Below are 20,877 nucleotides of genomic sequence, written 5' to 3'. Positions count from 1 at the left end.
CACTGTTCTTTTAACCGCATTACAATCAATTTGGGTGTCCAAGACAGTCAGATTAAGCACAGAGGAGATTCACCGTGGCGAGCTTTGTAGACCGGGTAGTACTGCACGTATCCGGCGGTACCGGCGGCCACGGCTGTGTCTCCGTTCACCGTGAGAAGTTCAAGCCGCTCGGCGGACCCGACGGCGGCAATGGCGGCAACGGCGGCGATGTCATCCTGCGCGTGGACCTGCAGACCACCACGCTGCTGGACTACCACCACGCCCCGCACCGGCACGCCACCAACGGCGGCCCGGGCATGGGTGACTGGCGCGGCGGCAAGAACGGTGAAACGCTGATCCTGCCCGTCCCGGACGGCACCGTGGTCAAGACGAAGGACGGCAAAGTCCTCGCCGACCTCGTCGGCGAAGGCACCGAATTCATTGCGGCTGCCGGCGGCATCGGCGGCCTTGGCAACGCCTCGCTGTCCTCGCAGAAGCGTCGCGCCCCCGGCTTCGCACTGCTGGGCATCGAGGGTGATTCCAGCGACATCGTGCTGGAACTGAAGTCCATCGCGGATATTGCCCTGGTCGGATTCCCTTCGGCGGGCAAATCCAGCCTGATTGCCGCGATGTCCGCTGCCCGGCCCAAGATCGCCGACTACCCGTTCACCACGCTCATCCCCAACCTCGGCGTGGTCCAGGCCGGCGAGGTCCGGTTCACCATCGCAGACGTCCCCGGACTCATCGAGGGTGCCAGCGAAGGCAAGGGCCTGGGCCATAACTTCCTCCGCCACGTGGAGCGTTGTGCGGCTTTGGTGCACGTTTTGGACTGCGGTACGCTCGAATCTGACCGTGACCCGCTCTCCGACCTCGCCATTATTGAAGCCGAGCTTGAGAAGTACGCCGTTGACATGAGCTACGCCGGCACCGACGGAGAAGTTGTCCCGCTCAACCACCGGCCCCGGCTGGTGGCACTGAACAAGGTCGATCTGCCCGACGGCAAGGACATGGCCGAGTTCGTCCGCCCGGAGCTGGAGTCCAGAGGCTACCGCGTCTTCGAAGTCTCAGCCACGAGCCACGAGGGCCTGCGCCAGCTTGGTTTCGCCATGGCCGAGATCGTCAAGGCCGCCCGGGACACGGTGGCGGCCACGCCGCCCAAGGTGCACGCTCCTGTCCTGCGCCCCCGTGCGGTCAACGAGGCCGGCTTCAAGATCCGCCGCGAGGAGAAGAACCTGGAGCCGCTGTTCCGCGTCCTGGGCGAGAAGCCTGTGCGCTGGGTCAAACAGACCGACTTCACCAACGAGGAAGCCATTGGCTACCTGGCCGACCGCCTTGCCAAACTGGGTGTGGAAAACGAACTGTTCAAGCAGGGTGCCAAGCCCGGCGACACAGTGGTGATCGGTGAGGACGACGGCGTGGTGTTCGACTGGGAGCCCACCATGATGGCGGGCGCGGAATTGCTCGCCGCGCCGCGCGGTACTGACGTCCGTTTCGCTGACATCGGAGACCGGCCGACGCGTGGACAGAAGCGCGATGAGCAGGTCGAGCGCCGTGAAGCCAAGGCCGCGGCACGCGCCGAGCTGGAGGCTGAGCGCAAGGCCGGAATCTGGACTGAGTCAGTCAGTGGACGCCGTGCCGCACGGCCTCTCAAGGAGAGTGGACTGAACACCGACAATGAGGAGTGAACCCGCACACGTGACCGACAATTCCGCAGTAGTCATCGAGGAAACCAGAACCGACGACCGCAGGATGCTCGCGAGGGCACGCCGCATCGTAGTCAAGGTCGGATCGTCGTCGCTTACCAGCATCAAGGGCGGAATCTCGGAGGAGGCGCTGACCGAACTTTCTGACGCGCTGGCGGCCAAGTGCAACGCGGGCGCCGAAATCATCCTGGTTTCCTCCGGCGCAATCGCGGCAGGACTGGCACCGCTTGGCCTGGCCAAGCGTCCGCGCGACCTCGCCACGCAGCAGGCAGCTGCCAGCGTGGGCCAGGGCCTCCTTATGGCCCGCTACACACAGGCTTTCGGCGCGCACGGTGTCACCGTCAGCCAAGTGCTTTTGACTGCAGATGACCTCATGCGGCGAAGCCATCACCAGAACGCGTTTCGCGCACTGAACCGTCTGCTGAACCTCGGCGTTGTGCCCGTGGTCAATGAGAACGACACCGTCGCAACCCACAAGATCCGCTTCGGCGACAACGACCGCCTCTCCGCCCTCGTTGCCCACCTGGTTCGCGCCGATGCGCTGGTGCTCCTTTCCGACGTCGACTCGCTTTATGACGGTCCGCCCTCGAAGGGCGCCAAGCGCATCCCGCAGGTAGACGGCCCGCAGGACCTTGAAGGTGTATCCATCGGCAGTCCCGGCAAAGCCGGGGTGGGAACCGGCGGCATGCAGACCAAGGTGGAAGCCGCCACAATGGCTGCAGATTCCGGCATCCCCGCGCTTGTAACTTCCACCGCGAATGCGGCCGCGGCCCTTGCCGGCGAAGACGTGGGAACCTGGTTCTCCGTCAACAGCGGACGCAAGTCCGTGCGCATGATGTGGCTCGCGCACCTCGCGCACGTGCAGGGCCGGCTAATACTCGACGACGGCGCCATCACCGCCGTGCGGGACAACCACACCTCGCTGCTCCCGGCGGGCATCACGGCCGTTGAAGGCACCTTTGAATCCGGCGACGCCGTCGAAATGGTATCTGCCGACGGCACGGTCATTGCGCGCGGCCTGGTCAACTACTCCGCCAGCGAATTGCCGCAGATGCTGGGCCGCTCCACCGTGGAGCTGGGGGAGTCCCTGGGGCGCGGCTTTGACCGTGAGGTTGTTCACGTTGATGACCTGGTTCTGGTCTAACGGCCGCACTCGCCTAGACTTGAATGATGACTGAGGCACTGATGAACCAAGCAGCAGAGACATCCACCGACGCTACGCAGGTCCCTTCCATGCCGGAAAACTCCCAGCCGACACCGGCAGAGGTCGAGGCGGCCGTCTACGCGATCGCCGACCGTTCCCGCCACGCGGCCCGCAGCATGTCCCGGGCCAACCGCGCCCTGAAGGACAAGGGTCTTCGTGCCATTGGAAGCGCATTGCTGGAGCGCAAGGCCGAGATCCTTGCCGCGAACGCCAAGGACGTGGAAGCCGGCCGCGCGAACGGAACTACGGCCGCCCTCCTTGACCGGCTGACGCTCAACGACGCCCGGATCGACGCCCTCGCAGGCGCCCTCGAAAATCTCGCGGGCCTGCCCGACCCCGTCGGCAACGTTGTCCGGGGCCAGACGCTGCCGAACGGCCTGCGCCTGCGTCAGATCAACGTCCCCATGGGCGTGGTTGCGGCCATCTATGAAGCCCGCCCCAACGTGACAGTTGATATCGCCGGTCTCGCGCTGAAGAGCGGCAACGCCGTGATCCTGCGCGGCGGCTCAGCGGCGGCTGCCACCAACGAGGCCCTGATCCTCGTACTGCGCGAAGCTCTCGACTCCGTGGGCCTTCCTTCGGATGCCGTCCAGAGCGTCGACCAGTTCGGACGCGAAGGGGCCAATGTGCTCATGCGTGCCCGCGGCCGTGTTGACGTGCTGATTCCCCGCGGCGGCCGTGAACTGATCCAGACCGTCGTGAACAATTCCTCCGTCCCGGTCATCGAGACAGGCGAGGGCAACGTCCACATCTTCATCGACGAGTCTGCCGGCGAGGACATGGCCGTGGAGATCCTCCTCAACGCCAAGACCCAGCGGCCCAGTGTCTGCAACACCGTGGAAACGCTGCTGGTCCACTCCGGCTCCACCGTCCTACCGGCGGTGGCCGAGGCGCTCAGCAAGGCCGGCGTCCGTCTGCATGCCGATGACCGGATCCGCGCCGTGCTGCCCGCATCCGTAGAGTCCGTGCCGGCCACCGACGAGGACTGGGCCACCGAGTACATGGACCTGGACCTGGCGGTGGCCATGGTGGACAGCCTGGACGAAGCGGTGCAGCACATCCGTACCTGGACCACCGGCCACACCGAGGCCATCCTGACCAACAACCTCGCGAACGCCGAACGCTTCATTGCGGAAATTGACTCGGCGGCGGTGATCGTGAACGCGTCCACGCGCTTTACCGACGGCGGCGAATTGGGGTTGGGTGCCGAGGTCGGCATCTCCACGCAGAAGCTTCATGCACGGGGTCCGATGGGCCTCACGGAGTTGACCACCACCAAGTGGATCGTGCAGGGCGAAGGCCAAGTGCGCGGTTAACAACCGCGGTAGCCGTGGCTAACAACGCGGTAACATAGTACAGAAGTCCGGAACGGCGGGAATTTCCGCCGTCGTCATCCTTTCAGTCCTAGGGGAGAAAATGCTGCTCCAGCAGATCGCCGTGTCAGTTGCCGAACACGAAGAACGGGCCCCCCTGTGGGCTGAACCGTGGGTTTTTGGCGTGTCGATCTTTAGCATCCTGCTGGTTCTGATGTTCATCACGCTGTCCTACTCGAACCTGGGCAACCGCCACTCCCCGGTGGACGAACATTCGGATCCGCACCGCCAGCACCCCAACAAGCACGATCACGGGCAGGGCCACTAACATTTCCACCGCATTGCATCACGGCGGTCCGCAACGCCGGCTGAGGTTGGGCGTGATGGGCGGGACGTTCGATCCCATCCATCACGGCCACTTGGTGGCGGCCAGCGAGGTAGCCGCCAAGTTCGGACTGGACGAGGTGGTCTTCGTTCCGACCGGCCAGCCGTGGCAAAAGTCGAGTAAGAAGGTCAGCGAGCCGGAACACCGCTATCTCATGACCGTGATTGCCACGGCGTCGAATCCGCGGTTCACCGTCAGCCGCGTGGATGTGGACCGTCCCGGTCCCACCTACACCATCGACACGCTGCGGGATCTGCGGACCCAGCGTCCCGACGCCGACCTGTTCTTCATCACCGGTGCGGACGCCCTGGCTCAGATCCTGTCATGGAAAGATATCGACGAACTGTGGTCGCTGGCCCACTTCGTGGGCGTCACCCGGCCGGGGCACGAACTGGACGGCATGGGCCGAAAGGACGTCAGCCTCCTCACGGTGCCGGCCATGGCCATTTCCTCAACGGACTGCCGCGCACGCGTGGCGGCCAACAATCCGGTCTGGTACCTGGTGCCGGATGGCGTGGTTCAGTACATCGCGAAATACGGACTTTACGCCGCGCCGCGGACCCAGCAAGGCAGCTCCGCGCTTACCGAGACAGACGATCCCGACAGCACTGAATGAGTTCTTAAATGAGTCAGGAACAGCCACCCGTCCGCAGCCGCCGTGAATTACGGAAGGCCAGAGATGAAGCCCTGGGTAAGAACCGGGATGACGCCAGCACCACGCGTGCCGGCGGGGTAGCCCCTGCCTCAAAGCAACCTTCCCCGAAACAGCCTTCGTCCAAGCAGCCGGCTGATCCCCGCGCAGCGGAAGCGTCCAGGGCCGCCGGCGCTCCACGTCCCGCGGACACTCCCGGCAATCCCGATGGCGCGCGCGCCTCTGATGCAACGCGTCCATCCTCCGAATCTGGGCGTGTCCGCCGCGTCGCGCCGGGGCCCGTGGATTCCGTCCCCGCAGGCTCAGCGGCTGAACGCTCGTCCCAGATCAGGGCGAGGGACCGTGCCGCGCTCCGCACCATCAAAGAGCTCGCGGAAAAAGAAGGGCAACTGTCCGGAGGCGGACCGCCCACTCGCCGCCAGCTCAGGCTGATGCAGCTGGAACAGGCTGTCACCTCGGCCATGCCCGTGGTCCCGCCCGCTGCTGGCGGCCCGGCTCCCGCCCAAAAGAAGGGTTCCACGCAAGCGCAGGCACCTGCCGCGCCTGCTCAAGCTCAGCCCCCAGCCCAACCGCAGGCGCCCGCGCAGCCGAAGGCCGCGCCGGCGTCGGCCGGGGCGTCCGCTGGGGACGAGTTGCCCGAGGGCATGACTGTCGAACAGGCACTTGAGGCCCGCACCCTCATCGCCGAACAGGCCAAGAACCAGCTCGCCAAGATGGAGCACATCGCTGCCACGGACCCGGAAGCCGTAGACCCCGAGATCCTGGCTCAGCAGATAGCCCTCGCTGAACGCGCTGCCGTTCTCAACAAGCGTGCCATGGCCAAACAGAAACTTGCCGAACAGAACGCCCCGACCCAGCCGCAGAACGCCCCGACCCAGCCGCAGAACGGCCCGTCCACGGCCAGCAACCTGGCCATGGTAACGCCCCTGGAATTTGTCCAGGTTCCGGGAGTGGACCGCCCCGTCATGAAGCGGCCGGCCACATCGTATGTTCCGGTCGTGACCAGCCCGGGGCCGCGCGTTCCCTCACGGGCTGCACGCCAGACCAAGAAGCCGCGGTCAGGCGGCAGCACGCCATCGACAGGACGCTCGCGGGTGATCGCCCGTGCCGAGGCGGCAGCAAGGGCCGCGTCCGGAGCCGCAGCTCCTCAGACGAACGCCGCCTGGGATGCGGAGTTGAATGAGGATTTTGCCGGGCTGCCGCCTGTGTCAGCGAAGTCCGCCTACGGACTGGATCCGCTCGATGCCGCAACGGCCGGTCTCGGCAGGGCCCACCGGCTCCGGCTCCTCCAGTTGGGAGTGCTGGCCCTCGGGACCATCGCCCTCATTACCGGAATCATCATGATCATCAGCGGCCTCTCGCGCTGACTTCAGCAATAGCCACCAGGTTTTACACCACAACAAGGAGTCCCGTGACTGCATCCGATTCATCCATCACCACAGCCCGACACGCAGCGAGGGCCGCGGCGGACAAGATTGCCCAGGACATCGTTGCCCTGGACGTCAGTGAGCGCCTTGCCCTCGCAGACGTCTTCCTGATCGCTTCCGCGCCCAGCGAACGCCAGGTCAACGCCATTGTCGACGGCATCGAAGAGGAGCTCATCAAGCAGGACCTTCGCCCGGTCCGCCGCGAGGGCCGCTCGGCCGGCCGCTGGGTCCTGCTGGATTACTCCGACGTAGTGATCCACGTCCAGCACGAGGAAGACCGCGTCTTCTATGCCCTCGAGCGACTCTGGAAGGACTGCCCGGTCGTGGACCTGCAGCTCGGCGACGACACCTCCGCCAAGGCCGCCGCGACTTCCGAATCAGAGTAGGGCTGGCCCGAACAGTGGCCAATATGCCCGATTTGGAATTTTCGGAATCGCTGTTCTAAGATATTTGAGTTGCTTCGGAGAGATCCGAACAAAAGGTCGGGCCCTGAGGCGAACGCTGAAGGTGCCGGAGCAGCGAAAATTAGGGGCTGTGGCGCAGCTGGTAGCGCACCTGCATGGCATGCAGGGGGTCAGGGGTTCGAGTCCCCTCAGCTCCACAAGAAACCGCTGGAACTCAGGGCTGCGGCCCGGTTCCGGCGGTTTTTCTTTGCCGACATTCAGCACGCCTCCGTGTTTTGCCCATGTTTTGAAGACGCGAACACCAGCAATCGACGGCGCGGCAAGCAGCGCAGCGTAGATTCCGGCACCAGAGGTCTTTTGTCGCTCCTTTAGCCGGCCCAGAACCGATGGTGTGTGTGCCATGGTGCCCCTTTCATCTTGGTACGGGCGTCATCTGAGGTGTCGTGAGGGGCCTTTGGGCGGAATGAAGCCTTTCCTGTTCCATGTGCAGCTCGGCGGTTTGAACTGAGGGCCCAACCGCCGTCCACTGTCGGCATTAATCAGCTTCCGGCCTCTCGACGTGCCGGCTGGATCGGAGGACGATTAAGGGGCACCGCTTTTAGGAGGTCAGTGATGTGCGGTTCATACAGCAAGGATTTCCGTCGTGACGCCAGGAAAGACGCCACACGGGATGCTGACGAGCGCCCGGAGCGCCGGGTGGAGGCAAAGGACTTCAAGTTCTGGGCCTTCCCTTGGCGCCGCAGGGAGTTCACGGTCCAGGAACCCGAGCAGGCTCCTGACAGGACCGGGGAGAAGGTCTAATCCGAGAACGGAAGGAGGGGCAGCCGCAATGGTTGCCCCTCTTTCGTGCCTGTCTGGACTATCGGCCGAAGAGCCGGCGGAACGCCGACACCTTCACCGGCTCAGGGCTCTCCGCCGGCTTTTGCTGGCGGCCAATAGTCACTGTCCGCATGGTGCTTTACCAGCCAGCTGCAAATGTCCGGAACGTTGCTCACCCCCCATCGTGGGGGTCGGCGAGTACCACGTATTTGAGGGGGAGCTCCCGTTTTTTCACAAGGCCCTCGGACGAGAGTGAACATGTCCTGGAGCGGACCAAACCGCTAGTCCGAAGCTCCGGATGGCCGGGCCCGGCGTCCCCAGCAGCGACGGGCCCGGCAACACACCCTCGGCTTGGCGGCCGTACTCTGGCGGAAGGCAGGTAGGCGGACAGCCTTCTCGACCTACGGTTCCCTCAGGAGCCCCTACGGTGGCCGCCGGTAAGCGCACGCCAGAAGGCCTGACGGGGCGTTCAATACATCAGACGCTGGTAGAGTCGGTGGTCCTGCCAAACCCCGGCAATCTTCAGGTAGGCGGCCGCAAGGCCTATTTGCTCGAAGCCTGTTGCTAGGCAGCGGACATGAGTTCAGCATCTGCCTGGCCCAGCAATCTGACCTGCACATCCCCGATCAAAGTTTTTATCCCCGCCATCACCGCGCTACTTTAGCGGAGAAGTCGGCGCAACGGTTCCTGGCCGCCAGAGTGCTCGGCGGGTTGCGTGTGCCGAGCGTCGCCGCTTGGTCTGTGGCGTCCGTGGTGGCGCACCCGATGTGCGGCCTCAACGGAGGCATCACTGCCTTCGTAGCTGCTTTTCCAGAAGAAGCCGCTGGACCTGGTCATCAGCCCGGTCCAGCGGCTTTGTTTTATCCGGTGCCGATATGATTTCCTTCACCACTAGCGATTTTTAAAGGGGAGATATGGAAGGTACCGTGCAGCCGGACCCCATGACTCGGCGAGGATGGGTTTGGCTGATTGCCGCGGGATTCTCCGTATCGATCACCGGAATCATCGTCGGCTTGCAGAAAGCCGGCCCGCTTTGCGGCAGTGCGCTTATGCCGCAAAGCCGCGCCGCTGAAATCTTCGACGCCCTTCGGAGCCGCTCCCGTGCCGCGGCAGAGTGCTATCGGAGTGTCGACTCTTCTGCGGTTCCGACCTGGATCCTTATAGTGCTGGGCATCGCCCTGGTCCTTGCCGGAGTCATCATCCGGGTGCTCAGTATCAACCGATACGCGGCCAGCGCAGCATCCCCGTCTGTGGCGTCGCAGATCCAGGAACTTGTACGCCTGCAGCGGCAGGGTCTGATCTCCGACGAGGAGCTCAACACCAGGCGGGCCGAATTACTCAACCGCCTGTAAGGCCGTTGGAGCAGGAGCAGAAGGCGCCAACGGCCACCCGTCGGCTGGCCGCGTGCCCAACGGCTCGAGACATCCGGAACCTCGTGGTTAGGCTGCCTGCCAGCTGACCGGGAGCTCCTTGAGTCCGTAAATGATCGTGCTTTCCACCCGCTCGAGGCGCGTTTGGGCGGCCACGACCAGTCTGGGCAGGCGGGACAGAACGGCCGCAAGTGCGATCCTCGCTTCAAGTCTGGCAAGAGGGGCACCGAGACAGAAGTGAATGCCGTGTCCGAAGGCAAGATGCCGGACAGGACCGCGGTCGATATCGAACTGGTCAGGTCGCTGGAAGTGCCGGTCGTCGCGGTTCGCCGATCCGATCCACGCCACCAGCGGGGCTCCGGCGGGGATCTGGAGACCGCCCAGGATAGTTTCTGTAGCCGCTACCCGGTACATGGACTGGACGGGAGAACGGTAGCGCAGCACTTCTTCTACCGCCTGCGGCAAAAGCGCTGGTTCCGCTTGGAGCCGTTCGATCGTGCCGGGCACTTCCGTGAAACAAAGCACCGCGTTGCCGATCAGGTTGGTGGTCGTTTCATTGCCGGCGACGAGCAGCAAACTGCAGAAGCCCAGCAGCTCGGCGACACTCAGTTTTTCGCCTTCGATCTCGGCTGCCAGCAGGTTGCTGATCAAATCGCTTCCAGGGCGGCGTCTACGCTGTTCGATCATGGCCAGGAAGTACTCAGTCATGTCCCGGTTGGTGGTGCGGTGGTCGGCGCTCTCCGCTCCCGCCCGCGTTTGGCTGACGATGACATCGGACCACTTCTTGAAGCGATCACGGTCCTCGGCGGGTATGCCCATGAGCTCCGCGATCACGATCACCGGCAGCGGGTACGCCAACTCCTCGACAAGGTCGGCCGTACCGATGGCAGCGATCCCGTCCAGTAGTTCCTCCGTGAGCGTTGAGATACGGGGAGCAAGCCCGTCCACTGCCTTCGGCGTGAACGCCTGAGTCACCAGGGAGCGCAATTGCCGGTGCCGGGGTGGGTCGGTGGTGACCAGACTCGCCGCGAACAACTGGCCCGTCTCCGACGGATCGCCCCCGCCCATCCTTGAGGAGAACGTGGCATGTTCGGAAAGCACACGCTGCACGTCGTCATACCGGAAGACGTGCCAGCTCCCGGATGACTCGTCGTGGAGGACAGGTGCGTGTTCCCTCATCCTCTTGTAATGAGGGAAGGGGTCCATTCGATGCTCATTATCCGGTCTGAAGTCCATGGTTGGCCTCCCTGCTCCGCCCGCGGTCTTCCGGGCGCAGACGAAGTGTCGGGGCGCGCGTTGCACGTCTCACCGGTAGACGCGGACCCAATCGACCTGCATCTGGGTTGGTTTGGTGGCCGTTCCGTTCGGGAACCAGTCGAGCTGGAGGGTCTGGTGCATCCCGACGGTCGGCTGATGGGCTGGATTCGTGTCGGTGAACCACAGGATTCCATCGATGTATCCGGTGATCCCCGTTGAGGTCCACTGGACGGCGTAGTTGTGCCATTGGGTGACGTCGATCGTCCGTGCCCCCCGGGTCTGATAGCTGTATGGTCCGGCGCAGGCGTAGTGCAGGGCAAATTTGACCATGGTGGTATCGGTGAGCGCCTCGGCGTAGTCAACTTCAGCGCAGTTCGGGGAAGTGTTGCCGTTCGGCCACAGGAGCACGACAGGGTGGTATTTCGGGTCTCGCACGCTGGTCTTCATTCGTGTTTCCCAACGGCCGTACTTTTGTTGGGCGAAAATCGCCGACATCCCGCCCGTCGTGCCGGAAACGTTACCGCTGACCGTCGCCACTCCATTGGCCACGTTCCACGCCTTTGGGCTACGGATCCCTTTGCCGGCGTGCCCCAGCCCGTCGTACAGTTTCCATTTTTGCGGGTTGGGCGCCCCGACGTAGGAAAACTCGTCGCCTGCCACCACCCGGCCCCATCCCCGCAGGACTGCAGCCTGGACTCCGTCCGTGGCCGCCGTTGCTACGAATCCCGGGTCCGATGCCGGTACCGACACGCGCCCATTCAGATTCACTGCCGCCAGACTCAACGTGGCGGCAGCAATAACCGCTGCTGCCAGCTTTCGCTTCAAACGCATGGCTCTCCTCAGCTCTGCATTATCCACAGCGCCCCAGCAACACGCATGCGGGTCATTCCGCTGGACTCAGGCTACGGGACAGACCTTGGGAAAGTCTTGGAGTCCGGGTCCCCGCTTGCGCTTAGCCACTCAAAAAGGCCGCGGCGGGAAGTCACCGTGCCGGGCACGGGGACGGCCTGATTGGCTTCCAGCCCAATTGTGCATTAGGCTATTCAGGTTGCTTCCGGGAGACACAAAAGACCGGCAGGAACAAGGTTTGGGGCTGTGGCGCAGCTGGTAGCGCACCTGCATGGCATGCAGGGGGTCAGGGGTTCGAGTCCCCTCAGCTCCACCAAGAAACCGCTGGAATTCAGGGCTGCGGCCCGGTTCTGGCGGTTTTTCTTTGCCGAAACTCGACACAGCTCTGACACGTGGGCACCTTTTGACCACTTTTCACGGAACCTTCATGCTCCTTCTGACGCCTGAGGAAATCCAGGCCAGGTCACAGAAACGTCGCAACAGGGTAAATTTTGTCCCACGAACCGCCCTTCCGCCAGGTCGCAGCTTTAGGATGAGCTCGTTTCACTCACTCGAAAACATGGGGGTACAACTTGAGTTATCCGCAATACCCGCAGCAGCAAGCGCAGCCCTGGCAAGGCGGTGAACCGCCACTCTGGGCTCCGTACTATGGCGCGCCTTTCCCGGCAGCAGTCCGCCGGTTCTTCAAGAAGTACGCCACGTTCTCCGGGAGGGCCAGCCGCAGCGAATACTGGTGGTGGACCCTGGTATCCGTTGGCGTAAGCATCATCGTGAACATCATCATAGGAGCGGGAGCTGCCGCCACGCCGGCAAGTTCTAGCCTCGGCAGCACCCCGGCTCCCGGACCTGGTGCCATCGTCGGCTACATTCTGCTCGTCATTTGGGCGCTGGCCACCATCGTTCCGTCCCTCGCGCTCACCGTACGGCGCCTGCACGACGTGAACATGAGCGGCTGGCTGGTGCTCCTCGGGCTGGTGCCGTTCCTGGGTGCACTGGCCTTGCTGGTGTTCATGATTCTGCCCGCCAACCCGGCAGGTCAGCGCTTCGACCAGCCCGGCAGCGTCTAGTCAGGACCTGTCCGCAAGGACCTCCGGTCGGAGAGCGCGAAAGGGGCTGCACTGAGGTGCGGCCCCTTTTGTGTGCCCAGGGCGGGTAGTGTGCCGAAATCCGCCAACAGAGTTCGTTTGCGCCACTTTTGGGTCAGCCCATGCTGCCCGGGCGAGCGGAGGAGTCAGGGGAGTGCCCGGCGGGCGGTGCCGCCGGTGAGGAGGTCCTCAACCCTGGCCGGCACGAGGTCTTTCAGGAACTGCAGCCGGTCATCGGGGGACCTGGTCGCCGCTGCAGCGTGCCCGACGGCTTCCATTGCAGATCGCGCGGTGACCCTGGCATCATCCGCTTCCAGGCCCCAGGCCGCTCCTTCCCGGACGAGGTGTTCCAGTGTGAGGTGATTCAGCCCGATCTGCCCGCCGAGCGCGTGGCCGGCGTTGGAGCTTGGCGGGTAGAGCAACAGCGTGGGCGCCACGTCGTACAGGGGAGCGAGCAGCACTTCGCCGCCGTCCCGGATCAGGATCGAGTAGTTTTTCGAGTGGGCATCGCCGTTGCCGATGACAAGGTTGAAGGTGACGGCCCGGAGCAGGTCACGTCGGAAATCGTCAGGGTGGCGGGTGTGCGGTGACGCGGCAGCAACGACTCGGGTGAGCCGGGACGGCGGGACCGTGGTTCCCTCGTACTTGGCCGTGCTCGCGAGGGCGAGGGCCTGGGTGAAGTCTTCCTGGTGCAGCCTGCCCCCGTCCGGGGTGCGGTCAAAGCGCGTCACGACGATGGCGTCCCGTTCCCCGAACGTTTCCAGGTGCGCTTGGGCTGCCGGCAGCCCTGCTGCCGCAGCGACCCGGAGGGCCCAGTCTTCGGAGGTGAGGAGCTGGGGGATCGGCGAATCGAGCGGCTCGGGCTTGATGATGTGCGTGGACACCGCGCCCCGTCCGGGCCAGGCCCACCCGCCGTCGTGCCTGCTCAGGAGGACCTTTGACTGGACGCCTCCCAGGGAGGCCGTGATGGCGAAGTCGGCGGGCAGATCCCAGGTCGGCAGTGACTCAACGACATGGCGGACCTCCTCGTCCGTCATGGCTGCCGCCTGCGAGGGCCCGTCCGGCCCGGTTCCTGGCGGCAGCGCCTGGACCGCGCCGGCGCAGTCGGCCCCGAGGACGGACAGCAGGCCGAGGGCATCCGGTGTGGTGATCCGGTTCGCGGCAGCCAGGTGCGAGCGCACCTGGCCTTCGGGCAGCAGTCCGTCGAAGTAGTTAAAGACCGCGGGGCCGTCCAGTTTCTTCCGCGTCACCGGGAGCGCCAGGGAGAGCAGGATGGACGATGCACCATATTCGGCGACGATGTCCCGGTCGTACTGGAAGGCCAGCCTCAAGGGCGTGCCGGAGAGAACCCCGATGGGGCGTCCATGCAGAAAGACCTCAAGGCTACGGCGGGTCACGGCCTGACCTGCAGCTTGGAGAACCGGGGGATCAGTGCCACATCCCGGCCGAGGGCACGGATTGCGTCTATCGCGACGATCATGGACACCGCTTCGCCGTGTTCGAGGCGGTGGATGGTGCGGCGGGTGGTGCGGATCCGGTCGGCCAGTTCCTGCTGCGTCAGGGATGCTTCCTTGCGGGCATCGCTGATGGCCAGTCCGAAAGAGACGGCATCCACAGCGCGATAGAACGGGGTCAAGTCCGGCGAATGTGACATATTTTGATCATATAGGGATTTTCTGCGCTTGGGACATATCTGGCACATCCGAGCTTACTTCGCAGATGCGACATATATGTCCCATTATTAGTGGGGTGCGGCTCCGACCCGACCAAGCCTGACCTGCGATCTCCTGGGGCGAGGGGCACTGGAATCTTGTGATGGGGACGTCAAGGCACAGGCCAACGGGCAACGCGGTTCCGGGTGTCCCGGGCACCGGTGCGCCCAAAGTAATCGCCCCGCCTTAGCAGGTGCTGGAACCTGCCAGCGCGCGCCGGAAGCATCATTCCAGGATCTTCTGTTTGACGATCGCCAGGTAGTCTCCGGCGGCTTCCTCGAAGCCGAAATCCAGCCAGTACGCTTTCAGGGCCGTCGTCGCCGCTTCATATTCAGGAGATTTTTCGTCTGGAAAAGCTCCGCTGGTCGCCGGAGCTGCATGAAGCACAACCAGGTCAGCGGACCTGCCGATCGTCTCGATAATTGCGTGCAAAGCCGCGTAGCCGATCCTGTCGCCCCGGTATTCAGGAAGGATTTCCAGGGATGATACGACCATCATGTCACCGCCGTACTGGAGATACTCGGCCACCAAGTCCGGGCGGTCACTCGTCAGCATCTCGGCGACCAGCTCCATTTCCCGGTCCGCTCCGTCGGCTGCCACGGCGAGGTTGAGCATCCCTGCCTTTGGCACAAGGTAGACGGCCGCGCTTCCGACTTGGACGTCGTCTTCGTTGTGTCCGCCGCTAATGGTGATTTCCCACCGCATCGGAAGGTCAGCCGGATCGTGCTCGGGGCCGGGGGCGCCGCGATACCGGAGCCTGTACTCGAAGGTCAGCAATTCCGGATCGATCGCGGTCATGACGCCATCCTTGAGTTAACTCCAACGATGCTTACAGGGGAAGTTTATGCCCGGAGCGGCCCAGGAATCTCGACTTCGTTCGATTGCAGCGACAGCCGCTGCCCCTGACGCGCGGATTAGGATAGGCAACGTGAACGAGACGCTTCCTCCTTGCCCGGATTGCTCAAGCGAATACACGTATGAGATGGGTGCTCTCCTGGTCTGCCCTGAATGCGGCCACGAATGGTCAGCGGCGCCGGCTGAAGCGGACGGGCCGGGGGAGCGGGTCATCAGGGACGCCGTGGGAAACGCGCTGGCCGACGGCGACACCGTTACCGTGGTCAAGGACCTCAAGGTCAAGGGCAGCTCCACCGTCATCAAGGTTGGCACCAAGGTGCGCGGCATCCGCCTCCTGGACGGCGTGGGCGACCACGACATTGACTGCAAAATCGACGGTGTGGGTCCCATGCAGCTGAAGTCGGGTGTGGTGAAAAAGGTTTAGGGACCGACCGCAGTACGAGCCACGGAAACGTCACCGAGCCCTGCCGAAGCCCGTCGTGTGCCATTTCCGGCTTCCGCCCCCCATGTCCTCGTGATAGGGGAATGCCGGTGAAATGGTGTATGTTGCATTCCCGTCAGATAAGAACGTCAGAGAAGAGAATGAACCAAGTGGCAACCGATTACGACGAAGTACGATCCGACGTCAAAGAATCTCAGGACAGGTCCCTCGAAGCGCTTCAGTCCGCGAACGCCCCGGACGCCCGCAGCGTCGTCCGCGAGCTGGACGAGGCTGACGCCATGGACGGCGCCGTCACCCCGGGCGGAGAGTTTGTCGCCGAGGAACTGGTCGTCCAGGTCGTACCCCAGGCGGAGGACGAATTCACCTGCTACTCCTGTTTCCTGGTCCGGCACCGGTCCCAAATTGCGCGTGAGAAGGACGGCCACGCATACTGCACTGAATGTGAAGGCTAAGGCGGAACCACGCGCCGGGCTGCTCCCGGATCCGGAATGATGCACGGTGCCGCCGCGGCGACAGATCCGCGGCCGCATCACGAAGATGACTGCGAAGAGTATGTGCCTCTCAGGCCTTCGGGGCAGAACTTGCTGCGGCTGCCCCGAAATTTCACGGGCAGGGTTGCCGCAGAAAGTTGCCGCCGGCAGAACCTCTTCTCCCGTCATGAAGCGTTCGTGCCGCCAAAACGGACCCTCATAAATCGAACAGAAGAGGGGATGGAGCTTCCGAAGGCCCAGAGCCCCGAGATCCGTGAAGAAGTGAGTACTGGCTGATACTTCTTCAGCCCGAGGGTTGCGGCGAGAGTTCTTTCGGGATTAAAAATCCCCCGGACGCCCGGTGCCGTCCCAGTAAGAGGGTGGCGTCCAACATGACATGGTGTCTCCGGAACAGCTCCCAGCCGACTCTCTCCGACGAGTCAAGCCTAAGTTCGTTGCCGCAAGCAAGCAAGTGGGGTAGCGGCTTCTGGAGGTCTGATGTCGCATTCCGAAGAAGGGTTCATTCCCGTCCGCCGGTGACGGTGCGGGTTTTGGCGGGCGGCCTGCACCGAATTCGCGGTAAGTTTGCTCAGTAGCCTGCCCCTCGAGGGGCACGGCATATTCGGCATTGGCAGGCAGTAAAGAACAGGCGGCGGCATCAGGTGACGGAAAACAGCCTTGGGCACCTACTGGGCAGGCTGCGGAGGTACCCGGACGTTGAGGCCACCAACCTGCAGGCATGGGACGCCACCGACACGCTGCTGCTGGAAACGGCCGCCGACTTCCTGACGCCCGAGAGCAGCGTTGCGGTCCTCGGCGACCGCTACGGGGCTCTCGCGCTGGGGCTGCTCGCTGGCCGTGCGTCACCGCCTGCGCGGGTTCGGGTGTACCAGGATCTCATCACGGGGGAGCGTGCACTCCGCAACAATGCTGCTGCACTCGGCGTCGACGCCGGGTTTGTGCAGCTGCCCCTGGGGGCAGCGCTGCTGGACGGCGCGGACATCGTTCTGCTGCAGCTTCCCAAGACGCTCGCCGAGCTCGAGGAAATTTCCGACGCCGTGGCGCGGTACGCGTCCGCTGGGACCGTGCTGCTTGCCGGCGGTCGGGTTAAGCACATGTCCCTGGGCATGAACGCGGTGCTGGGGAGGTATTTTGAAACCGTCCAGCCGCAGCTGGCGCGGCAGAAGTCACGGCTCCTCGTGGCATCGGGGCCAATGCCCGGGCAGCCAGCGTCGCCGTATCCGGTGATGGAGTACAACGCCGAGCTGGATCTCACCGTCTGTGCGCACGGTGCCGTATTCGCCGGCACCAGGCTGGATATCGGAACGCGCTTCCTGCTGGAGTTTCTTCCGGCGATCCCTGCGGCCGGCAGCGCAGTGGATCTGGGCTGCGGCACCGGGATCCTGGCGGCCATGTATGCGCGAGCCCATCCGGAGTCGGCGGTGACGGCCACGGACCAATCAGCGGCGGCAGTTGCGTCCGCGGCGGCCACGGCAGCGGCGAATGGCCTGGACAGGCAGATCACTGTGCTTCAGGACGACGCGATGAGCTCTGTTCCGGCCGGCAGCGCCGACCTCATCCTGCTAAATCCCCCCTTCCACCTTGGAGCGAGCGTCCACACCGGTGCGGGGATCAAGATGTTCGAGGCCGCGGCCCGGGTGCTGGCTCCCGGCGGTGAGCTGTGGACGGTCTTCAACAGCCACCTGCCGTACTTGCCGGCTCTCGAAAGGCTGGTTGGACCGACCCGCATCAAAGGCAGGAACCCGAAATTCACGGTGGCTGCCAGCACCAAACTGCACGGCAGCTAAGCGTCGCCGCCGGCACGGGCTGCCCTCCGCCTTGGTCCGCGAGTGGGACATACCCGTATACCGGTAGGTAACGTACGATTCAGACATCGATAGTGACGCACCGACGATGCTTAGGGGATTCATTGACCGAGATCCGCCAGCCCACACCGCGGCGCGGAACCAACCTGCCCCGCATGGGTGACTTCAACCTGACAGTCATCCTGGACGCGATCCGGCGATCCTCAGGAGGCCTCAGCCGCGTCGAGCTGGCGCAGATCGTAGGCCTGTCGCCGCAGACCATCTCGAACATTTCCCGCCGGCTGCTGGACCAGAACCTCATTGTCGAGGCAGGGAAAGAGGGGAGCGGGCCAGGAAAGCCACGGACCATCCTGCGACTGAATCCGTCGGGTATGTATGCGGTGGGTGTGCACCTGGATCCCGCCGTCGCAACCTCCGTGCTGCTGGACCTCACAGGTGCAGTGGTTCAGCATTCGCAGATCAAGACTCCGGACGACGGCAATCCGGATGCCGTCATCTCCGCCATCGCCGCGGAGATCGAACAACTCGTGGACGCTTCCGGCGTGGACCGGGACAAAATAGCCGGCCTCGGGGTGGCTACTCCGGGTCCGATCAACCATGACCACGGCACCGTGGTGGAGCCGCCGTTGCTGAACGGCTGGGACAGCGTTCCGCTCCGGGACGCGCTGGCCGAAGCCACGGGGATGTCGGTGCTCATGGACAAGGACGTGACCAGCGCCGCCGTGGCGGAAACCTGGGCTGGCGGCCCCAGCGGCACGGGCAGTTTCATCTTCATGTACATGGGCACGGGAATCGGCTGCGGCATTGTCCTCAACGACGAGGTGGTCCGCGGTACGTCGGGTAACGCCGGAGAAATCGGCCACATCATCGTTGATCCGGACGGGCCGCCCTGCGACTGCGGCCTTCGTGGCTGCGTAAAGTCCTCTTGCATTCCCCAGGTCCTCGTGGCCGAAGCCCAGGCTGCCGGAATCCTGGACAACTCAAGTCCGTTGACGAGCGGGCCTGCGGTGCAGGACGGTTTTGCATTGCTCTGCGAGGCTGCCGAGGCGGGAAACGGGGCGGCCGCTGCGATCATCGACAAGTCTGCGGCGCTCGTGGCACGGGCAGCGGCGGTGGTGGCCAATACGCTCGACGTCGACCGCGTGGTGTTCGGCGGACCATTCTGGGCTCCGCTGTCACGGCGCTACTTGGACCAGGTTCCCGAACTGATCAATCAGAACAGCGACGCGGGGAACATCCATGGCATTGAAGTGGTGGGCACGGGTGTGGGGGAGGATGTGGGGGCCGTGGGCGCTGCGTGCCTCGTCCTCGAGCACACGCTGGCTCCGCGGGCGCAGCGGCTGCTGCTGGAGGGCTGAGGTTTCGGGCCGGCCGACTAGTGCCGGGGGCAGCCCTAATCGATGTCCTCGACAATCGTTCCGTACGGAATGGTGTCGTCAAGGTGCGCCTGGTGCCCCTTCGGAATGAACAGCACACGCACGCCATGGAGCTTGTCGGCGGCGGACTGCATGAGGATCGGACGGACCATGTCAACGAAGCTTGGGTCCTTGCCGACGAGATATTCCTGATAGCTGGCTGGTAGCTGGATCATGGCAAAAGAATAGACCCGTTCCCCCTGCATAGGGAGGGTAACGGCTACTTCTGCGGCGCCGGAAGCGGGACTGGACGACGCCGGGACCAACGTCGTCCGGACCATCCGGGCTGATACGCCCCGGTTGACCGCTGTCATGCCATCTGGCCCAGGCGGGCGCCTTGAGCGAAGAATGTTCTGTGCAGGGCACAACCGGAGGCGTAAGACTGCGTCTTAATTCGATGCCGACTTGAACCGGCCCCCAACTGGCTTCTAAAGTTCTATACAAGTTACCGAGGTAACGTGTCAGCGATCCTCCGCTGTGGTCCTGCCGCCCGTCGGCAGCCAAGGAGGGTGTGGGTGCCCCCATGTGGGCCTGACATTTGCTCACGGACTGCTTTTATTCAGGCGTAACAGTCGCGGCTGCGCCCTGCCGAAGTACGTTCCGTGTTCCCCAAACTCAATTCATTGACCGCACACTGCACGGGCCACCGCCACGGCAGTGCCGCTTTCAATGGCCCATAGCCAAGGACGCAAATGTCACCACCCAGCCTTATTGAGACCCATCCAAATCTTTCCGACACCGCCCCTGTTGCGCTGTCGTATGAGCTCTTCCCTCCCCGGTCGCCCGCGGCTGCGGAAACGTTGTGGACGACCATCCGCGAGCTGGAGACGACGGACCCCGACTACGTGTCCGTCACCTACGGTGCCAGCGGCTCCAACCGGGACACCGCGGTCGAACTCATCAACCGCCTGGTCCTGGAAACCACCCTCCGCCCTCTGGCCCACCTGACCTGCGTCGGAAACACGCCGTCGGAACTTGCCGAAATCATCGGCGAGCTGCTTGACGCCGGAGTACGCGGCATCCTTGCCCTGCGCGGCGACCAGCCCAAGGACAGCGGTGAACCGGTCAGCGGCTCCCTTCGCTACGCTCAGGACCTGATCGAACTGATCCGGCGGGTTGAGCAGCGGCGGTCGGCGCTGCTGTGCGCCGGCAAGGTGGCAGTCGGCGTGGCGGCCTATCCCACCCGGCACCCGGAATCCCCGAGCGAGGCACACGACGTCGAGGTACTGCTGGCCAAGCAGCGCTCAGGCGCGGACTTCGCCATCACCCAGGTGTTCTTCCGCACCGAGCAGTACGCGGACCTCATCACGAGGGCCCGCCGCGCCGGAGTCACGATCCCCATCATCCCAGGCGTCATGCCGCTCACGAGCCTGCGCCGGCTGAAGCGGCTGGGCGAGCTGACCGGCGTCGAACCGGCTCCGGAGCTCATCGAGCGGCTGGCCGCGGCGGATTCCGATGCCGAGCGCCTGCGCATCGGTGTGGGCGCCACGGTGGACCTGGCCAACGCCGCACTGGATGCCGGAGCCCCCGGCCTGCACCTGTACACGTTCAATGAACACCAGAGCGCGCTGGAGGTACTGGACAAGCTCTCGCTCGTCCGTCCGGCACGCTCGGCCAGCCGCCTCAACGCGATCGCCCGCCGCCAGCTCGCCAGCTGACCACGGCCAGCTGACCCCACCCCAAGACCTGCACGCCTTCCCACCCATTCAA

21 protein-coding genes and 2 tRNA genes are annotated in these 20,877 nt (G+C 64.2%); 17 read left to right on the top strand and 6 right to left on the bottom strand.

All coding sequences use genetic code 11. The features are described 5' to 3' along the window. Positions 1-74 precede the first annotated feature (74 nt). The 10 genes from obgE (at position 75) to LQ144_RS15675 (ending at position 9,238) form a co-directional block, all read left to right on the top strand. The gene (gene obgE, locus LQ144_RS15720) at positions 75-1,664 is read left to right on the top strand and encodes a GTPase ObgE (protein WP_230119638.1); all 1,590 of its coding nucleotides are present in this window, start codon (positions 75-77) and stop codon (positions 1,662-1,664) included. Between the two features lie 64 nt (positions 1,665-1,728). Further along, positions 1,729-2,826: a glutamate 5-kinase gene (proB, locus tag LQ144_RS15715; protein ID WP_230119643.1), complete on the top strand. Its 1,098-nt coding sequence runs from the start codon at positions 1,729-1,731 to the stop codon at positions 2,824-2,826. Between the two features lie 26 nt (positions 2,827-2,852). Continuing rightward, positions 2,853-4,202, top strand: a complete 1,350-nt coding sequence (locus LQ144_RS15710; protein WP_230119637.1) for a glutamate-5-semialdehyde dehydrogenase — start codon at positions 2,853-2,855, stop codon at positions 4,200-4,202. Positions 4,203-4,302: 100 nt separating this feature from the next. Continuing rightward, the gene (locus LQ144_RS15705) at positions 4,303-4,527 is read left to right on the top strand and encodes a hypothetical protein (RefSeq protein ID WP_230119636.1); all 225 of its coding nucleotides are present in this window, start codon (positions 4,303-4,305) and stop codon (positions 4,525-4,527) included. Between the two features lie 40 nt (positions 4,528-4,567). After that, positions 4,568-5,200 carry a nicotinate-nucleotide adenylyltransferase gene (gene nadD / locus LQ144_RS15700; RefSeq protein ID WP_290369776.1) on the top strand — a complete coding sequence of 211 codons (633 nt, stop codon included), beginning with the start codon at positions 4,568-4,570 and terminating at the stop codon, positions 5,198-5,200. A gap of 317 nt (positions 5,201-5,517) precedes the next feature. Next, positions 5,518-6,603 (top strand): hypothetical protein, encoded by a 1,086-nt coding sequence (locus LQ144_RS15695; RefSeq protein ID WP_354962163.1) that lies wholly within the window; start codon positions 5,518-5,520, stop codon positions 6,601-6,603. 44 nt (positions 6,604-6,647) lie between these two features. Beyond that, positions 6,648-7,049 carry a ribosome silencing factor gene (rsfS, locus tag LQ144_RS15690; protein ID WP_230119633.1) on the top strand — a complete coding sequence of 134 codons (402 nt, stop codon included), beginning with the start codon at positions 6,648-6,650 and terminating at the stop codon, positions 7,047-7,049. 142 nt (positions 7,050-7,191) lie between these two features. Further along, positions 7,192-7,264: transfer RNA gene (locus LQ144_RS15685), tRNA-Ala, on the top strand. Positions 7,265-7,679: 415 nt separating this feature from the next. Next, the gene (locus tag LQ144_RS15680) at positions 7,680-7,868 is read left to right on the top strand and encodes a hypothetical protein (protein ID WP_230119632.1); all 189 of its coding nucleotides are present in this window, start codon (positions 7,680-7,682) and stop codon (positions 7,866-7,868) included. A 959-nt stretch (positions 7,869-8,827) separates the two neighbouring features. After that, positions 8,828-9,238, top strand: coding sequence for a hypothetical protein (locus tag LQ144_RS15675; RefSeq protein ID WP_230119631.1), 411 nt, complete (start codon positions 8,828-8,830; stop codon positions 9,236-9,238). A gap of 87 nt (positions 9,239-9,325) precedes the next feature. Here LQ144_RS15675 and LQ144_RS15670 read toward each other — a convergent pair whose 3' ends face one another. Both LQ144_RS15670 and LQ144_RS15665 read right to left on the bottom strand, forming a co-directional pair. Further along, entirely contained in the window at positions 9,326-10,462 is a 1,137-nt protein-coding gene (locus tag LQ144_RS15670) for a cytochrome P450 (protein ID WP_230119630.1), read from the bottom strand. Between the two features lie 99 nt (positions 10,463-10,561). Next, positions 10,562-11,344, bottom strand: a complete 783-nt coding sequence (locus LQ144_RS15665; protein WP_230119629.1) for a glycoside hydrolase family 16 protein — start codon at positions 11,342-11,344, stop codon at positions 10,562-10,564. A 258-nt stretch (positions 11,345-11,602) separates the two neighbouring features. Between LQ144_RS15665 and LQ144_RS15660 the strand changes: the two genes are divergently transcribed. Together LQ144_RS15660 and LQ144_RS15655 are read left to right on the top strand one after the other, a co-directional pair. Further along, positions 11,603-11,678: transfer RNA gene (locus LQ144_RS15660), tRNA-Ala, on the top strand. Between the two features lie 256 nt (positions 11,679-11,934). Beyond that, positions 11,935-12,429 (top strand): DUF805 domain-containing protein, encoded by a 495-nt coding sequence (locus tag LQ144_RS15655; protein WP_230119628.1) that lies wholly within the window; start codon positions 11,935-11,937, stop codon positions 12,427-12,429. A 164-nt stretch (positions 12,430-12,593) separates the two neighbouring features. Here LQ144_RS15655 and LQ144_RS15650 read toward each other — a convergent pair whose 3' ends face one another. From LQ144_RS15650 to LQ144_RS15640, 3 genes are all read right to left on the bottom strand, one after another. Beyond that, a complete protein-coding gene (locus tag LQ144_RS15650; protein ID WP_230119627.1) occupies positions 12,594-13,844 on the bottom strand; it encodes a HipA domain-containing protein in 1,251 nt (416 codons plus the stop codon). After that, a complete protein-coding gene (locus LQ144_RS15645; RefSeq protein ID WP_230119626.1) occupies positions 13,841-14,101 on the bottom strand; it encodes a helix-turn-helix transcriptional regulator in 261 nt (86 codons plus the stop codon). Before LQ144_RS15645 ends, LQ144_RS15650 begins: the two co-directional genes overlap by 4 nt. 283 nt (positions 14,102-14,384) lie before the next feature. Further along, positions 14,385-14,957, bottom strand: a complete 573-nt coding sequence (locus LQ144_RS15640; protein ID WP_230119625.1) for a hypothetical protein — start codon at positions 14,955-14,957, stop codon at positions 14,385-14,387. A 130-nt stretch (positions 14,958-15,087) separates the two neighbouring features. Here LQ144_RS15640 and LQ144_RS15635 point away from each other — a divergent pair, with 130 nt between their 5' ends. The 4 genes from LQ144_RS15635 to LQ144_RS15620 all read left to right on the top strand — a co-directional run bounded on the left by LQ144_RS15635 (position 15,088) and on the right by LQ144_RS15620 (position 19,110). Beyond that, on the top strand, positions 15,088-15,438 hold the full coding sequence (locus tag LQ144_RS15635) for a zinc ribbon domain-containing protein YjdM (protein ID WP_230119624.1): 351 nt from the start codon (positions 15,088-15,090) through the stop codon (positions 15,436-15,438). Positions 15,439-15,605: 167 nt separating this feature from the next. Beyond that, complete coding sequence (locus LQ144_RS15630; RefSeq protein ID WP_230119623.1) at positions 15,606-15,908, top strand: DUF4193 domain-containing protein; 303 nt, start codon at positions 15,606-15,608, stop codon at positions 15,906-15,908. Between the two features lie 680 nt (positions 15,909-16,588). Beyond that, positions 16,589-17,734, top strand: a complete 1,146-nt coding sequence (locus LQ144_RS15625; protein ID WP_230119622.1) for a class I SAM-dependent methyltransferase — start codon at positions 16,589-16,591, stop codon at positions 17,732-17,734. 122 nt (positions 17,735-17,856) lie between these two features. Next, positions 17,857-19,110, top strand: coding sequence for an ROK family transcriptional regulator (locus tag LQ144_RS15620; RefSeq protein WP_230119621.1), 1,254 nt, complete (start codon positions 17,857-17,859; stop codon positions 19,108-19,110). Positions 19,111-19,145: 35 nt separating this feature from the next. Here LQ144_RS15620 and LQ144_RS15615 read toward each other — a convergent pair whose 3' ends face one another. Continuing rightward, a complete protein-coding gene (locus LQ144_RS15615) occupies positions 19,146-19,343 on the bottom strand; it encodes a hypothetical protein (protein ID WP_230119620.1) in 198 nt (65 codons plus the stop codon). Positions 19,344-19,859: 516 nt separating this feature from the next. Between LQ144_RS15615 and LQ144_RS15610 the strand changes: the two genes are divergently transcribed. After that, positions 19,860-20,825, top strand: coding sequence for a methylenetetrahydrofolate reductase (locus LQ144_RS15610; protein ID WP_230119619.1), 966 nt, complete (start codon positions 19,860-19,862; stop codon positions 20,823-20,825). Positions 20,826-20,877: the final 52 nt, after the last annotated feature.

It is taken from the genome of Arthrobacter sp. Bi83, assembly GCF_918698095.1.
GTDB lineage: Bacteria > Actinomycetota > Actinomycetes > Actinomycetales > Micrococcaceae > Arthrobacter.
This window is presented reverse-complemented; position numbering and strand designations above follow the sequence as displayed.

Bases quoted from the DNA above. Each gene is read 5' to 3' on its own strand.
- proB (WP_230119643.1), top strand. From the start codon at position 1,729: ATGCTCGCGAGGGCACGCCGCATCGTAGTCAAGGTCGGATCGTCGTCG.
- LQ144_RS15710 (WP_230119637.1), top strand. From the start codon at position 2,853: ATGACTGAGGCACTGATGAACCAAGCAGCAGAGACATCCACCGACGCT.
- LQ144_RS15705 (WP_230119636.1), top strand. From the start codon at position 4,303: ATGCTGCTCCAGCAGATCGCCGTGTCAGTTGCCGAACACGAAGAACGG.
- LQ144_RS15680 (WP_230119632.1), top strand. From the start codon at position 7,680: ATGTGCGGTTCATACAGCAAGGATTTCCGTCGTGACGCCAGGAAAGAC.
- LQ144_RS15675 (WP_230119631.1), top strand. From the start codon at position 8,828: ATGACTCGGCGAGGATGGGTTTGGCTGATTGCCGCGGGATTCTCCGTA.
- LQ144_RS15670 (WP_230119630.1), bottom strand. From the start codon at position 10,462: ATGGACCCCTTCCCTCATTACAAGAGGATGAGGGAACACGCACCTGTC.
- LQ144_RS15665 (WP_230119629.1), bottom strand. From the start codon at position 11,344: ATGCGTTTGAAGCGAAAGCTGGCAGCAGCGGTTATTGCTGCCGCCACG.
- LQ144_RS15645 (WP_230119626.1), bottom strand. From the start codon at position 14,101: ATGTCACATTCGCCGGACTTGACCCCGTTCTATCGCGCTGTGGATGCC.
- LQ144_RS15640 (WP_230119625.1), bottom strand. From the start codon at position 14,957: ATGACCGCGATCGATCCGGAATTGCTGACCTTCGAGTACAGGCTCCGG.
- LQ144_RS15615 (WP_230119620.1), bottom strand. From the start codon at position 19,343: ATGATCCAGCTACCAGCCAGCTATCAGGAATATCTCGTCGGCAAGGAC.
- LQ144_RS15610 (WP_230119619.1), top strand. From the start codon at position 19,860: ATGTCACCACCCAGCCTTATTGAGACCCATCCAAATCTTTCCGACACC.